The sequence below is a fragment of the Streptomyces mangrovisoli genome, from assembly GCF_000974985.2.
Taxonomy (GTDB): domain Bacteria; phylum Actinomycetota; class Actinomycetes; order Streptomycetales; family Streptomycetaceae; genus Streptomyces; species Streptomyces mangrovisoli.
In genome coordinates this window covers 57,554-72,975 of the sequence record NZ_LAVA02000103.1, presented here as the reverse complement: position 1 = coordinate 72,975, position 15,422 = coordinate 57,554, and the positions used below count along the sequence as shown (strand labels likewise).

The 15,422-nt window shown below is 77.1% G+C and carries 2 protein-coding genes; both read right to left on the bottom strand.

The annotated features are described in order from the left end of the window. Window positions 1-866 (bottom strand): acyl carrier protein (locus WN71_RS34105; protein WP_143074912.1); only part of this gene is annotated, 866 nt, incomplete at its 3' end. Between the two features lie 102 nt (window positions 867-968). Continuing rightward, on the bottom strand, window positions 969-14,936 hold the full coding sequence (locus WN71_RS34100; protein WP_079178331.1) for a type I polyketide synthase: 13,968 nt from the start codon (window positions 14,934-14,936) through the stop codon (window positions 969-971). Window positions 14,937-15,422 lie beyond the last annotated feature (486 nt).

Here is a 15,422-nt window from a genome sequence, read left to right as displayed (position 1 = left end):
GGGGGGAGGGCGGGAGCGGGGACAGGAGCTGGGGCGAGGGCGGGGGTGGTCGGGGTCTGCGGGATCACCGCGGGGAAGGCGGGTGTGGGCACGGCGGCCGAAGCCGCCGGGGTGGCCGGAGCGGCCTGACTTGCCAGAGTGGCAGGGGCGGCCGAGACGGCCTGAGTGGCCGCGGCGGCCGAAGGGGCCGAGACGGCCGGAGCGGCCGGGAGCGCCTGGGTCGCCGTGAGCGGAGCGGGCGGGTGCGGGGCGGCCAGGAGCGCCGAGGCCGCCGGGAGCGGGGCGACCGGAGGGATCGGTGCGGCCGGAGGGATCGGTGCGGGCGCCGGGAGGTCCGTCGTGCCCGTCGCCGTCCGCAGCCAGTGCCGCGCCAGGTTGACCGGGCGGGCGTCGGCGAACACCTCGTCGAGGTCGAGCTCGATGCCGAGCTCGCCTTCGAGGTCGGCCACCAGCTCCACCGCGTGCACGGAGGTGCCCCCGGCGTCGAAGAAGTCGGCGTCCGGGGCCAGCCGGCCGCCCGGCACATGGCGCCCCGCCACGGCCGCGATGGCGGCGGCGAGTCCGTCGACATCGGGCACGACGGACCCGTCCGGCCCGGAGCGCACGACCGGCCCGGAGGGCTCAGGGGCCTCGGGGGCCTTGGGCGCGACGGGGGCACCTGGTGCCACCGGCGTCTCCCCCGCACCCCCCGCCACCGGACCCCCCGCCACCGGTGTCTCCCCCGTCGCCGTACCCCCCGTCGCCGAGGACACGACCCGTGCCAGCAGGTCCTCGACGCTCAGGCCGCCGCCTCGTTCTATCGACTCGGCCGTGGCCCGCTGGTCGGCGGAGGCCGTCGCCGTCGTCACCTCGTTCACGTCACGCATGAGAGCCCTTCACCAGTTCCGCTTCCCTTCCGGATTCCTTCGTCGGCATGTCGCTTTGTCGCTGAGTCGCCCGACCGCCACGCCTCCCGCCACCGGACCGGCTCACCGCCGCCGCCAGGACCGGAACGCCCGCAGCTGCTCCGGGGTGGCGACCACCTCCAGGCGCGCGTCCTCCGGGTCGGCGCCGCCGAGTGCGGCCAGCAGCCGTCGGGCGGGCGCGTTGCGCGCCGTGCGCTCGGCGGTGAACCGGACCTTCTGGCAGCCCAGTTCCTCCGCGCGGTCGGCGAGCGCGGTCAGCAGCCGTTCCTCGACGCCCCGGCCGAGCGCTCGGCAGCTCATCAGCCAGGCAAGGACGTCCAGTTGGTCGTCCTCGGCGCGCACGGCGAGCAGCGCGATCTGGCCGTAGTCGCCGAACCGGTCCCGGGCCGCGGCCGTCCAGACCTCGCCGCGCTGCCGCCAGCGGGCGAGGTCGCCGCCGTCCGCGGACCGGGCGCGGAGGGTGAACTGGTTGGTGCGGCGGACGAGTTGCTCGGCCCGCTGGACGTCCCCGTCGGACACGGGCCGGATGTCCACCTCCAGACCGAGCCGGTCGAGGAACTCCTCGAACCCGGCCGCGGCCCGCACGGCGTCGCGTTCGCGTTCCTGTGCGTAGAAGCCGGCCCGCAGGGCGTCCTCGGCGGTGACCGCGGCCGGCACCAGGGGCCACAACCGGTCCAGGAACGGGCCGAGTTCCCCGGCGGGCGGGCAGGTCACCGAGAGGACCTGGGGATGCGCGGCCCGCATCTTCGCGATCTCCGCCGGGTTGTCGTCCAGGAAGAGGAAGCTGTCCAGACCGAGGTTGAGCGTGCGGGCCGCGTCCGCGAGGCGCAGCGGCTTGGGCTCCCAGGCGGCGGAGATCACGCTGAAGTGCTCTGCGCCGAGAAGGCTTTCGGGGCGGTCGAGGACCGCGCGCACGGTCGCCTCGTCGTTGTTGCTGACGAGCGCGAGCAGCGCGCCCGCCTCGCGCCAGCGCAGCAGCCGGCGGGCGAGCTCCGCGCGCGGGCCGCTCAGGTCGACCGCGTCCGGGCCGCTCTCCCCGGCCACCCCGCCCCACAGGGTCTCGTCGCCGTCGACGGCGATGACCTTGGGCGCGGGCCGGAGCGCGGCGCGGACGACCTCGGTGAGGCGCAGCGCGACGGCGGCCTGGAACGGCGTGGTGAACGGGAGGTGGGCGAGGCGTTCGGTGCGCTCGTCGAAGGGGTCACCGGTGGGGTGGCCGTGCGGGGTCCAGTCGTCGGGGCCGAGCACGGCGATCCCGGGCCGGCCGGTGAGTTCGCCGGCGATCTCGCGTTCCCAGCGGCGCAGCCGTTCGTCCTCCCGCGCGCTCGGCGGGAAGCCCACGATCAGCGGCTTGCGGGTGCGTTCGGCCAGGGCCCGCAGCGCGGCCGGGTAGGCGGTGCGCAGTTCGGCGAGCAGGGTGTCGTCCACCGGGCCGAAGCGTTCGAGGTCCGTACCGCGCAGCAGGGCCACACCGACCGCGGTGGCCGGGTCGGCGAAGACCCCGGCCGGGTCGCGCAGGGCGGCGAGCACGTGGTGGTACGGCGCCTCGGCGACGGGCCGACTCGTCTGCTCACGGCCGCCGGTGAGGCCGCCGTCCGGCTCGGTGCTCGCGGCCAGCGCGGCGCCGGCGAACTGCGGCAGGTGGCCGAGGGCGAAGGTGGCGGCGAGGGCCAGGGCGGCGCGGGGTGCCCGCACCGGGTGGGCCGGGTCCTCGGCCGTTCGGTCCAGCAGGCGCAGGAAGTCCTCCGCCAGGGCGGTGACGCTCCGGTCGTCCAGGATGTCGAGGTTGTGGTCCAGCCGGATGCGCCCCGCGTCGGGGGTCATGGTGATCATGAGGTCCAGGTCGGACCATCCCGTACCGGCCGGGAGCACCTCCAGCGCGGCCAACCGCCCCGCCGCGCGGACGTAGTTGAAGTAGACCTCGACCAGGGGTGCGGCGGCGCGGTGCAGACCCTGCCCGGCCAGGGCGGCGAGCGCGTCGGTGAAGACGGCGCCCTTGGCCACCACGCGCCGGAGCCGTTCGTCGGTGCGCAGCAGCACGTCCTCGACGCGTTCGTCCGCGTCGGCCCGCGCGGGGAACGGCACGGGGACGCCGAAGAACCCGACCGCGTCGTAGGCGTCGGCGTGGATGCGGGTGTCGACGGGCACGGCGAGCACGAACCGCTCACGGTCCCGGGCGCGGGCCAGCAGCACGGTGAGGGTGCCGAGGCAGAAGGCGGCGGGGGTGACCGCGAGCCGGCTCGCGGTCGCGGCGACCCGGTCCATCAGCCCGTCCGGGATCGTCACGGTGACGCTTCCGGCCCGGTAGGAGCGGCTGTCCGGGCGGGGCCGGGCAAGGGTCAGCTCCAGGCGTTCGCTGCCCTGGAACGCCTCGCGCCACTCGGGGTCGGCGCCGGCGCGCGGGCCGCCGTCGGCGGGCTGCGCGGCGGCGAGGAGGTGGATGTCGCGGTTGGTGCGGGTCCCGTCGAGCGGGGTGCCGGACAGTTCGGTGTCGAGTTCGCCCGCGACGAGCAGCAGGGACTGCAGGTCGCTGACCGCGTGGTGGGCCCCGAGGAGCAGGATCTGGCCGCGCTCGGCGGCGTCCAGCAGCTCGAACCGCCACAGCGGGGACTCGGTCAGGTCGAACGGCGGCTCCAGCAGGGCGCGCAGCCGGTCGGCCGGATCGAGCGCGGCGTGCTGTCCGAGGGTGGTGCAGCGCAGCGGGGACCGCGCGGGTTCCCGGTCCACGCGCAGCAGACGGCCGCCCTCGGCTCCGGTGACGACGGCCGTGCGCAGCGCCGCGTGGCGGGCGGTGAGGCGGTCGACGGCGGCGCCGAGCGCCTCGGGCGTGGTGGGTGCGGCGAGGCCGAACGCGAGGCCGACGCCGTGGGCCGCCTGCGGCATGTCGGCGGGTGCGCCGCGCAGCAGTCGTACGACGTCGCGGGTGGCGGGCAGGAGTTCGGTCCCGGGCACCTCCCGCGGGGCCGGGGCCGGCTCCGCGGCGGTGGCCTGTCGTTCGGGGAGCGCGGTCGCCAGGGCGCGGGCGAGACCACGGATGTCGTTGGCGGAGAACACGTCGGCCGCGGGGAGTTCGGCGCCGAGGTCGCGGGCGAAGGCGTTGCGCAGCCGCACCAGCATCAGTGAGTCCAGGCCGAGTTCCTTGAGCGCGGTCGTGGCGGAGGCGTCGACAGTGCCGCCGGAGACCTCGCCGACCCGGGCCCGTACATAGGTCTCCAGCCAGGTGGTGCGCTCGTCCTGGGTGGTCGCCGCGAAGACCCTGCGCACCAGGTCGTCGGTGGCGCCGCCGCCGGTCGGGGCGGTCACCAGGTCGGCGAGGACGGGGCGGGTGCGGATCGTGTCGGGGTCCAGGGCCAGCAGTTCCCAGTCGAGGGCGACGGGCGCGAGCTGCCTGCGCCCGCTGGTGAGGACGCGGTCGAACAGTTCCCCGCCCTCCTCGGGCGTGAAAGGCACGAGGCCGGAGCGGCCGGTCTGCTCGGCGCGGACCCCGGACCCGGCGACCATGCCGACGCCGGTCCAGGCGCCCCAGTCGAGGCTGAGGGAGCGCCGTCCGGTGCGGCCGAGGTGGTGCGACCAGGCGTCGAGGAAGGCGTTGGCGGCCGCGTACGGGGCCTGTCCGGCCGAACCGACGAGTCCCGCGACGGACGCGAACAGGATCAGGTCGTCGGCTTCCGGCACCAGTTCGGTGAGGAGTGCGGTGCCGAGCACCTTCGGAGCGAGGACCCGCAGGACGCGTTCCTCCGTGAGGTTCGCGAGGGTGGCGTCGTCGAGCACACCAGCCGTGTGCACGACGGTGGTGATACGGCCTGCTTCGTGTCGTACGGCTGCCAGGGCGGCCGTGAGCGCCGCGCGGTCGGCGACGTCGGCGCGGGCGTGCAGCACGGTGACGCCCCGCTCGCGCAGCCCCTCGATCCACCCGGCGGCGTCCGCGTCGGGTGTGCCGCGGCTCAGCAGGGCGAGGATGCGGGCGCCGCGCCGGACCAGCCGTTCGGCGACGACCCGGCCGAGGCCGCCGAGACCGCCGGTGATCAGGTGCACGCCGTCCGTCGTCCGCGCGGCGGCGGCGCCGTCGTCGTCCGGCCGGGTGCGGGCCAGCCGCGGCACCAGCCGCTCGGCGCCGCGCAGGGCCACGAGCCGTTCGTCGTCGGCGTCGCGCAGCGCGGTCCACAGCGCGTCGGTGCCGCCGGTGGGCGGCAGGTCGATCAGGGTGGCCGCCAGCTCGGGGTGCTCCTGCGCCACGGTGAGGCCGAAGCCCCAGGCGAGCGCCTGCTGCGGCCCGGTGACGTGTCCGCTGTCCCCGGCGGCCTGGCTGCCCCGGGTGACGACGAACAGGCGCGGGGAGCGGCCACGGGGCCGGTCGGTGAGCTCCCTGACCAGGTGCAGGGTGCTCAGGCAGCACAGCCGGGCGGCCAGGTCGGCGGTCGCGGTGCCGTCGACCGGCGGGGCGTCGAGCGCGGACAGCTGCACCACGCGGGCGGGCGGCGCGTCCGGGAACGCCTCGTCGAGCAGGCGGCGCAGCTGCGCCGGGTCCGTGGGGTCGAGGACGTACCGGCCGGGGCCCTCGGTGGCGTAGGAGTCGCCGCGGCGGGCGACGACGTGCGGCGCGGACTCGCCCAGACGGGCGGCGAGTTCGTCGGCCACGCCGGTCCCGTCCGCGAGCAGCAGCCAGCCGCCGTCCTCGGCGTCCTTGCTCCGCGCGGGGGCCGGGCGCGGCTGCCAGCGGGTCTCGAACAGGGCGCCGTCGAGCGGGGAGAGGGCGGCGAGGCGGAACTCGGCGAGTTCGAGGACGAGTCGCTCCTCGGCGTCCCACAGCCGGATGTCGGCGGTGGCCGAGTCGCCCTGCACGGACCGCAGTTCGCAGCTCGCCCAGACGGGCGTGGTGCGCCGGCCGGTGAAGTGCAGGCGTGCCGCTCCGGCGGGCACGAAGGCCCGGCCCTGGGGCGCGTCGCCGGGCAGGGCGGTGGTGTGCAGGGCCGCGTCGAGGAGCGCCGGGTGCAGCAGGTGTCCCGCTCCCGGCCGTTCGGCGAGCCGGGCGAGCGCGGCCGTGCCGGTGCGCGCGGCCTCCTCCAGGCCGCGGAAGGCGGGGCCGTAGTCGATGCCGAGGGCGGTGAGGCGGGTGTAGACGGCGGCGAGGTCGACGGGGTCCGCGCACGCGTCGCGCAGGGCGGCGACCGGCCGGGGCGGCGCGGCCGGCTCGCTCTCCGTGGTCGGCACGAGGGCCCGGCCGGTGACGTGCCGGGTCCACGGGGTGCCGTCCGTGCGGGCGGCGACGGTGAACTCGCGGGCGCCGTCCACGGCGGGCCGCAGCACCAGTTGGAGCCGTACGGGCCGTTCGGCCGCCAGCCGCAGCGGCTGGAGGAACCGTATGTCGTCCAGGTGCACGGCGCCGTCTCCGTGCACGGCGCGGACGGCCTCCAGGGCCAGGTCGAGGAAGGCCGCGCCGGGCAGCCAGACCTCGCCGGTCACCTGGTGGTCGGTCAGGTAGCCGAAGCGGCTGTCGCGCAGGTCGAGTTCGCTCTGGAAGAGGTGCCGGTCGGGCTCGTCGCTGGCCTCGACGTGGGTGCCGAGCAGCGGTGAGGACCCGGCCGCGCCCGCCGGGGCGGGGGCGAGCCAGTGGCGCTCGCGGTCGAAGGCATAGGTGGGCAGGGCGGTACGGCGGCCGTCCGGGAACAGCGCGGACCAGTCGGGGGCGTGCCCGGCCTCGTACAACTCGCCGACCCGGCGCAGCAGTACGCCGTGGCCGCCCTGCTCGCGGCGGAGCGAGGCGATGCCGACGGCGTCCACGCCCGCCTCCGCGGCGACCGCCTCGACGGAGGGCAGCAGCGAGGGGTGCGGGCTGAGTTCGACGAAGTAGCGGTAGCCGTCGTCGAGCATCCGGCGCACGGTGTCGGCGAACCGGACGGGCCGGCCGAGGTTCGCGAACCAGTAGGCGCCGTCCAGCCGGTCGCCGTCGACGGGCTCGGCGAGGACGGACGAGTACAGCGGGACCGGCGCCCGTGTGCCGCGCACCTCGGCGAGCCGGTCCAGGAGCTCGCCGCGCACGGGGTCCATCAGCGGGGTGTGCGAGGCGAACGGCGTCGACAGGCCGCGGACGGTGATCCCCTGTTCCTCGAGCCGCTGCCGCAGTGCGGCGAGCGCCTCGGACTCCCCCGACACGGCGGTGGAGCGGGGGCTGTTGACGGCGGCGACGAACAGCCGCCCCCGGTACGGGGCGAGCAGTGAGTCCACGTCGGCGGCCGGCAGCTCCACGGAGATCATGCCGCCCTTGCCGGTCAGGGGGGCGACCGCGCCCGCCCGCCCGGTGACCACGGTGACCGCTTCGTCGAGGGTGAGGGCGCCCGCGGCGTGGGCGGCCGCGATCTCCCCCAGGCTGTGGCCGAGGACGGCGTCCGGCGCGACGCCGAGCGCCCGCCAGGCGGCGGCCAGGGCCGCGTTGACGGCGAAGAGGCAGGGCTGGAGGTACTCGGTGCGGTCGAGCGGGGAGAACTCCTCGGGCGCGCGCAGCACGTTGAGCACCGACCAGCCGACCCGGCGTCGTATCGCCTCGTCGATGCGGGTGAGCTCGGCGCGGAACGCGGGCGACTCGTCCGCCAGTTCCAGCCCCATGCCGGGCCACTGGCCGCCGTGCCCGGCGAAGACGAAGGCCACCTTGCCCGCCTGCTCCTCGCGCGGCACGGGCAGGGTCCTGCGGCCGCTCGCCAACGCCTCCAGGAAGGGCAGGAGTTCGTCGCGGTCCGCGGCGGGGGCCGCGGCCCGCCACTCGAAGTGGCTGCGGTGCCGGGCCAGCGTGCGGGCGACGTCCGGCAGCGCGGCGCCGTCGCCGAGGTGGGCCAGCAGGCGCGCCGCCTGCCCGCGCAGGGCGGTCTCGCTGCGTCCGGAGAGCACGAACAGGCGGTTTCCGGGGGCCGGTTGGGGCGGGGCGGGCCGTGCCGCCTCGCTCGCCGCCGGGTGCCCGGCGGGCTCGGGTGCCCCCGCGTCGGCCGCCCGTGCCGCGGCCGGGGCCTCACGTGCGGGCGCGGGTGCGGGTGCCGGCGCGGGTGCCTCCTCCACGATCACATGGGCGTTGGTCCCGCTGATCCCGAACGCGCTCACCCCGGCGCGCCGGACCCGCCCCTCGCCCGGCGACCAGTCCACGGCCTCCTGGAGCAGTTCGAGACCGCTGTCCGCCCAGTCGACATGGCGGCTGGGCGTGGCCACGTGCAGGGTGCGCGGAAGGGTGTCGTGGCGCAGCGACTCGATCACCTTGATGAGTCCGGCGATACCTGAAGCGGCCTGCGTGTGGCCGATGTTGGACTTCAGCGAGCCGAGCCGGAGGGGCCGGCCGTGCGGGCGGGGCCCGCCGAAGACCTCGCCCAGGGCGCCCGCCTCGATGGGGTCGCCGAGCGTGGTGCCGGTGCCGTGCGCCTCCACGAAGTCGATGTCCTCGGGGCGCAGCCCGGACAGGTCCAGCGCCCTGCGCAGGACCTGCACCTGGGCGGGCCCGTTGGGCGCGGACAGGCCCTGGCTGCGGCCGTCCTGGTTGACGGCGGTGCCGCGCAGCACGGCCAGCACCTCGTCGCCGTCGCGGTGCGCGTCGCCCAGCCGCTTCAGTACGACCATCCCGGCGCCCTCCGCCCAGACGGCGCCGTCGGCGTCGTCGGAGAAGGAACGGCAGCGGCCGGACGGGGAGAGACCGCGCAGGCGGCTGAACTCGACGAAGGTCTGCGGGGTCACCATCAGGGTCACCCCGCCCGCGAGCGCCAGGTCGCACTCCCCGGCGCGCAGCGCCTGCGCGGCGAGGTGCGTGGCGACGAGCGACGACGAGCAGGCCGTGTCCACGGTCAGCGCGGGCCCGTGCAGGCCCAGGGCGTAGGCGAGACGCCCCGAGGCCACGCTGGGCGCGGAGCCGGTGCCGACGTAGCCGTCCAGCTGGTCGAGCCGGGAGCCCGCGAGGTACTCGCTGCCGAACATGCCGACGTAGACGCCGGTGGTGCTGCCGGCGAGCGTGGCGGGCACGGTCCCGGCGCGCTCCAGCGCCTCCCAGGCGGTCTCCAGCAGCAGCCGCTGCTGCGGATCCATCGCCGCGGCCTCCTTCGGGGTGATGCCGAAGAAGCCCGCGTCGAAGGACTCGATGTCGTCGAGGAAGCCGCCCTCGCGGGCGTAGGACTTGCCGGGGGCGTCGGGGTCGGGGTCGTAGAGCGACTCGACGTCCCAGCGTCCGGCGGGGAAGGGGCCGATCGCGTCGCGGCCCTCGGCGACCAGGCGCCACAGCGCCTCGGGGCCGTCGACGCCGCCGGGCAGCCGGCACGCCGTGGCGACGACGGCGATCGGCTCGTCGGAGGGGACCTGGGTGAGGGGGGCGGGCGCGGCGGCGGGCGTCGCGCGGTCGGCCGTCGCGAGCGGTCCGGCGAGCAGATGGGCGGTGACCCGGTCGGCGGTGGGGTGGTCGAAGAGCAGGGTGGCCGGGAGTTTCACGCCGACGCGGCGGCCGATGCGGTTGCGCAGCTCGACCGCGGTCACGGAGTCCATGCCGAGGTCGCGCAGCGGCTGGTCGGGGCGGACGGACGCGGCGGAGCGCAGGCCGAGGGCGCGCGAGATCTCCTCGCGGACCAGGGTCAGCACGCGTTCGGCGCGCTCGGGTCCGGGCAGCGCCGCCAGCCGGTCGGCCAGGCCGCGGCCGCCCTCGGCGCCGGTGCGGGCCGCGGGCAGCAGCGCGCTCCACAGCGGTCCCGTGGCCGACTCGCGCAGCCGGGGCAGGTCGAGCGACCAGGCCACCAGGTGGGGGCGGGCGCGGCGCAGGGACAGGTCGACGAGGTCGCGGCCCTGTTCGGGGGTGAGGGCGCGGTGGCCGAGCCGGGCCATGCGCGCGAGGTCGGCGTGCGCGGCGGCGAGACCCTCGCCGGCCCAGGCGCCGAAGGAGACGGACACCGCGGGCAGACCCATGGCGCGCCGGTGATGGGCGAGTTGGTCGAGGAAGACGTTGGCGGCGGCGTAGTTGCCCTGGCCGGGGCTGCCCGCGACACCGGCGGCGGAGGAGACCAGCAGGAACAGCTCCAGCGGCCGGCCGGCGGTCAGCCGGTGCAGATGCGCGGCGCCGTCGGCCTTGGGCCGCAGCACCGTCTCCAGGCGCTGCGGGGTCAGTTCGGTGACCACGCCGTCGTCGAGGACGCCCGCGCAGTGCACGACGCCGCGCAGCGGCACGCCGTCGAGGAGTGCGGCGAGCGCGCCCGCGTCCGCGACGTCGCAGGCCGCCACCTCGGCCTCGGCGCCCAGCGCGGCGAGTTCGGCGATCGCGTCGGCGGCGCGGGGGTCGTCCCCGCCCTGCCGCGAGGTCAACAGCAGTCGGCGGGCGCCGTGTTCGGCCAGCAGACGCGCGATGTGCAGACCTACGGCGCCGAGTCCGCCGGTGACGAGGACCGTGCCGTCGGTGGGGACGACAGGGTGGCGGGCCCGGGTCGCGGAGGCCCGGCTGTCGTTGTCGGGGGACGCGGGGGGCTGCGGGGTGCGGGCCCGGATCAGGCGGGGTGCGAGCGGTGTTCCCTCGCGGACGGCGATCTCGGACTCGTCCGGCAGGCCGAGGGCGGCCACGAGGGAGGCCGGGTCCGGGTCCGCCCCATCGAGGTCGAGCAACGTCAGCCCGAGATCGGGGTGTTCGGCGCGGGCGCTGCGGGCCAGCCCCCACAGGACGGACTGCGCGAGCCCAGGTACGGCGTCGCCGTCGGCCGCGCCGACCGCGCCGCGCGTCACCCACACGGTCCGGGCGGGCGCCCGGCCGGCGGGCAGCGCGACGAGCGCCTGCACCTCGGCGAGGGCGGTGGCCGCGAACGCGCGGACGGCGGCGGGCAGTTCCTCGGGCGCGTCCCGCCCGGGCGGGCACGCCGGGTCGGGCCAGAACCGTACGACGGTCCCGGCGCCGTCCGCCGCGACGGTGCGGACGCCCGCCGCGTGCAGGCCGGGCACGAGCCCGTCCGGCACGTCGCCGACGACGGCCCACTCGGCGGGCGGTGGCGCGGTGGCGGTCACGGCCGTCCAGGCCACCTCGTACAGATGGCGTGCGCTGCCCGAGGCGGCGCTGAGGTCGGCGGGGTCCGCGGCGCGCAGCCGTACGCCTTCGAGGTGTCCGGCCGGGATGCCGTCGGTGTCCCACAGCGTGACGTCGAGGGTGAGGTCGCCGTCCGCACCCGTGTCGCGGCGGACGGCCGCGACGAGGTCGGTGGCGCCGCCGGGCGGCAGCACGCAGCGGGCCGCGGCGACCGGGAGCAGCACCCGGCCGCCGTCGTCGAACGCGGCGGCCGCGTGCAGCGCCGCGTCCAGCAGCGCCGGGTGCAGGGGGTAGGGGTCGGCGAGGTCGCGCGCCGCGGTCGGCAGGGAGAGCCGCGCCAACAGGGTGCCGTCACCGGTCCGTACGGCCTCGCGGACGCCCTGGAAGGCGGGTCCGTAGGTGAGCCCGAGCGCGGCCAGCCGTGGGTAGGCGTCGGCGGTCCAGGCCTGTTCGGCGGTCCGCGGCCACTCCGGGGGCGGCTGGGTGCGCGGGGCGGCGGGTGCAGCCGCCGACGCGGTGGCGTGCAGCGTCCAGCCGTCCGCCGCCTGGCCGCGCGGGCGGCTGTGCACGGTGATCTCGGGTGCAGCCGCCTCCGTGACCACGTCCACCGACACCTCGACCGTGCCCGTGGCGGGCAGTACGAGGGGCGCGAGGATCAACAGGCCGGTGAGGTCGGCCGGTTCGTCGGGTCGGGCGACGGCGAGGGCGGCCCGGCACAGCTCCATGAGGGTGGTGCCGGAGACGACGGTCCGGCCGTGCACGGTGTGGTCGGGCAGCCAGTCGGCGGTGGCCGGGGACCACTCGTTGCGGAAGGTCCAGCGGGAGTCGTCCGCCGAGCGCAACTGGACGCCGAGCAGCGGGTGCGCGGCCCGGTCGAACAGCCCGGGGTGCGCGGTCGTGCGCTGGGGTTCGATCCAGTGCCGTGGCGTCTCCCAGGCGTAGGTGGGCAGTTGCGCGGGCGCGGTGCGGGCGACGAGCCGACGCCAGTCCAACGACCGACCGTGGACGTGGAGTTCGGCGGCGGCCCGGTCGAGGCAGGCGGGGCCGTCCGCGTCCCGGTGGAGCGATCCCACGGCGACGACGTCCTCGTCGACCGTGCGCAGGGCGGTGAGCAGCGACGGGTGCGGGCTCAGCTCGACGAACCAGCGGTAGCCGTCGGCCGTCATGCGTTCGACGGTGGGGCCGAAGCGGACCGGCTCGCGCAGATTGGCGTACCAGTACCCGGCCTCCAGCTCCTCGGTGACCGGCGCGCCGGTGACGGTGGAGTACCAGGCCACGGCGGTGGGCGTGGCGAGCACGCCGTCCAGCTCGTCGAGTACGGCCGCGCGGACCGGCTCGACCTGGGCGCTGTGGGAGGCGTAGTCGACGTCGAGGCGGCGCACGAAGACCTGCTCGCGCGCGAGTTCGTCGATCAGCGACTCCATCGGTGCGACGTCTCCGGCGACGACGGTGGAGCGGCCGCTGTTGACGGCGGCGACGCAGACCCGGCCGTCGAGCGCGGCGAGACGGGGCTCGACCTCGGTGTGCGGCAGGCCGACGACCGCCATGGCGCCGGTGCCGGACAGCTCGGTCAGGGCCTGGCTGCGCAGGGCGACCACGGCGGCGGCGTCGCTCAGGCTGAGCGCCCCGGCGACGCAGGCCGCGGCGACCTCGCCCTGGCTGTGCCCGATCACCGCGTCCGGCCGCACGCCCCGCGCCCGCCAGACGGCGGCCAGCGACACCATCACGGCGAACAGCACCGGCTGGACGACGTCGACCCGGTCCAGCGAGGGTGCGCCCGCGTCGCCGCGCAGCACGGCGGCGGCGGACCAGCCGGTGAAGGGGCGCAACGCGGCGTCGCAGCGGTCGAGTTCGTCGGCGAACACGGCGTCGTGCGCGAGCAGGTCGCGCGCCATGCCCGTCCACTGGCTGCCCTGGCCGGGGAAGACGAAGGCCAGCTTGCCGACGGGCGCCGACCGCAGCGGCCCGGTGAGGTGCTCGGGCCCGTCGCCGTCGTCGCCCGTCGCCAACGCGTCGAGTGCGGCGAGGAGTTCGTCCCGGTCGCCGGCGCGTACGACGGCGCGGTGCTCGAAGTGAGTGCGGTGGTGGGCGAGCGTGGCCGCGACGGCGGGCAGCGGGGTGCCGGGGTGCGCGCGGAGCTCGTCGCGCAGCCGTGCGGCCTGCTGCCGCAGGGCAGGCAGGGAGCGGGCGGACAGCGGGAAGAGGGCGGGGGCGGCCACCGGGGCGGAGGACTCGGCCACCGGGGCGGAGGACTCGGCCGCCGGGGCGGCAGCCGGGTGGGCCGCCTCGGAGACCGGAACAGTCCCCGGGGCGGACGGCTCGGAGGCCGGAGCGGTCCCCGGGGCGAACAGCTCGGCCACCGGAGCCGACAGTTCGGTCGACGGGACGGCAGCCGCGTCGGACACCGCGGGCACCGGGGCCGGCCTCGGTGCCTCCTCCAGGATCACGTGCGCGTTCGTGCCGCTGATCCCGAACGCGCTGATCCCGGCCCGGCGCACGCGCTCCTGGTCGTACGGCCACGCCTGCGCGGCGGCCAGCAGACGCAGTCCGCCGCCCGCCCAGTCGACCCGCGGGGTCGGCGTGTCGGCGTGCAGGGACGCCGGGACCCGCTCGTGTTCCAGTGCCAGCACGGTCTTGATGACCCCGCCGATGCCCGCGGCGGCCTGGGTGTGCCCGATGTTCGACTTCAACGAGCCGACGCCGAGCGGCCGTCCGGCCGGCCGTCCGGGACCGAAGACCGCGGCGAGCGCGCCGCCCTCGATGGGGTCCCCGAGCGGGGTGCCCGTGCCGTGCGCCTCGACATGGTCGATGTCGCCGGGGCGCAGCCCCGCGGCGTCGAGCGCCGCCCGCACCACGCGTTCCTGCGCGGGCCCGCTCGGGGCGCTGAGCCCCTGGCTGCGGCCGTCCTGGTTGATCGCCGAGCCCTTGACCACGGCGAGCACCCGGTCGCCGTCGCGGCGGGCGTCGGCGAGCCGTTTGAGGAGCACCAGACCGCACCCCTCGGCCCACACCACGCCGTCGGCGCCCGCCGAGAACGGGCCGCACGTGCCGGTCGGGGACAGCGCCCGCAGCCTGCTGAACTCGACGTGCCCGCGCGGGGTCACGAGCAGGCTGGCGCCGCCCGCGAGCGCGAGGTCGCACTCCCCCGCCGCGAGCGCGCGCGCCGCCAGGTGCAGCGCGACCAGGGACGAGGAGCACGCGGTGTCGACGGTGACGGCGGGACCCTCCAGGCCGAGGGTGTAGGCGATGCGCCCGGACGCCACGCTGGTGGCGGACCCGGTGCCGGTGTGCCCGTCGAGCCCGGCGAGCGGGGCGCCGGCCAGGTACCCGCTGTCGTAGAGGCCGACGTAGACGCCCGTGGAGCTGCCGTTCAGCGTCCCGGGGACGATCCCGGCGCGCTCGATCGTCTCCCACGCCGTCTGGAGCAGCAGCCGTTGCTGCGGGTCCATGGCGTCGGCCTCGCGTGGGGAGATCCCGAAGAAGGCGGCGTCGAAGCGGTCGATGGCGTCGAGATAGCCGCCGCGCAGGGTGTAGGCGGTACCCGCGGCGGACGGGTCGGGGTCGTGCAGGCCCTGGGTGTCCCACCGGCCGGCGGGCACGTCGGAGACGGCGTCGGTGCCCGCGTCGAGCAGCCGCCACAGCGCCTCCGGGTCGTCCGCGCCGCCGGGAAAGCGGCAGGCCATCGAGACGATCGCCACGGCGTCGTCGGGGCGTCCGCCCGAACCCGCCGCCCCGGAGGGCGCGTTGCCGGCCGGGACCCGCGCGGACCGGCCGGGCTCCCCCTCCGCCAGGACGGCGCTGGCGATGGCGGCGACGGTCGGGTGGTTGAAGACCAGGGCGGGTTCCAGGGGGCGGTCGACCCGTTCGGCCAGCTCGGCCACCAGGGTGACCAACTGGCGCGACCCGAGGCCGAGTTCGGCGAGCGGACGGTCAGGGGCGACGGACGCCGGGTCGAGTCCGGCGGCCGCGGCGACGGCCGACGTCAGCCAGTCGCGCACGCCGTCCTCCGTCATGACGGGAGTCTCGGAAGTCTGGTGCGGGATCTCGTGCGCAGGCATCGGAAGGTGTCCTCGTGAACTCGGTCTCGGAAAGGGTCCGTCACGCCGCCGGGCGGACGCCTCCGGACCTTCGGCGGTCCTGGGGTCCGCCGATCGGCGGGGCCTTGGCTCTACGGCTTCGGGGCGGCGGGGGCGGTGGGGCTGATCGGTGCCGGGGCGGCGCGGTGCCGGGGTGGCGCGGTGCCGGGCGCGGGGTCGCCGCCGCGAGGCGGCGCGGAGCGCACGGCCGGGGCAGGTGCCGCCGCGAGGGGTGGGCACGTGGCGCCGGGCGCTCCGGGCTCCGTACCCGAAGGGGCTCGGGCGGCCGCGGCCGACGCGGCACGGCGCGGCCGTGGGGACCGCTGGACTTCGCTCCCCCGACCGGCTTCGCCCCCCGGCCCGCTTAGCACCCGACCGGCTTCGCCCCCCGGGCCGCTCGGCACCCCCGACCGGCTTCGCCGC

Bases quoted from the DNA above. Each gene is read 5' to 3' on its own strand.
- WN71_RS34100 (WP_079178331.1), bottom strand. From the start codon at position 14,936: ATGACGGAGGACGGCGTGCGCGACTGGCTGACGTCGGCCGTCGCCGCG.